General features: G+C 67.9%; 1 protein-coding gene. It reads right to left on the bottom strand.

The window, feature by feature from the left end; genetic code table 11:
- The coding region (locus ACXJKR_RS33865; RefSeq protein ID WP_457326594.1) for a hypothetical protein at positions 1-756 on the bottom strand (756 nt) is incomplete at its 3' end.
- Positions 757-799 lie beyond the last annotated feature (43 nt).

Raw genomic sequence — 799 nt, 5'->3', positions numbered from 1 at the left:
GGCCTTGGTGAAGTGATCCTTGGCTGTGTTCCAGCGTGACGAGGTGTAGGCGCCGAACCAGCTCGTGTAGCGCGGCGTGCCCGACGGCGTGCCGTTGAGGTAGGTGGTCGAGCTGGACGCGTAGTTGGTGGCTGCCGTGACGGCTGAGGCCAGCGAGGACTTCTGGCTGCTGGTGCAGGAGCCGGTGTAGGAGATGCTGGCGGCTGCCGCGGTGGCGTTGGCGCGCATCGTGGTGGCCGCCTCGTCGTCGGCGCTGGCAGCGTCCAGCTTCTCGTTGCGGCCCTGCGCCCACAGGTAGGTGGTCGTCGCGCTGTGCATGGACTGGGCGCCCGAGCCGTGGGTGCCGCGGTCRCTGTGGAACTCGATGGCGTAGCGGCCGTTCTTGCTGAAGTCGTAGTGGCCGGTCAGTTCGACCTTGTAGTTCAGCGTGGCGCCAGCGGCGATCTCCACATAGTCCTTGGCCTGGGGCGCCGCGCGCTTGATGACGGCGCCGGTGTAGCGAACCGGGCGGTCGTCGCGCGTCACGGTGAACAGCGAGCCGCTCATGGTGTCGCTGGGTAGCTGCCAGCGCAGCACCTGCACGGCGGTGCGGCACTGGTTGGTCACGGCGACGTCCACGTGGACGTCCACATCGCCGTTCACGACGGGCGAGGCGTTGCTCACGCGCACATCCAGGCACTCGGTGCTGGCGGCATGGCTGKCGCTTGTGGCGACAACGGCAAGGGCAGCGGCGGTCAGCTTGAACCAGGTCTTCATGCAAGCTCCTGTCGGCCCCGGGTCGGGGCACTGGGTTGAAGAA

Source organism: Roseateles sp. P5_E11 (genome assembly GCF_054049355.1).
This window is presented reverse-complemented; position numbering and strand designations above follow the sequence as displayed.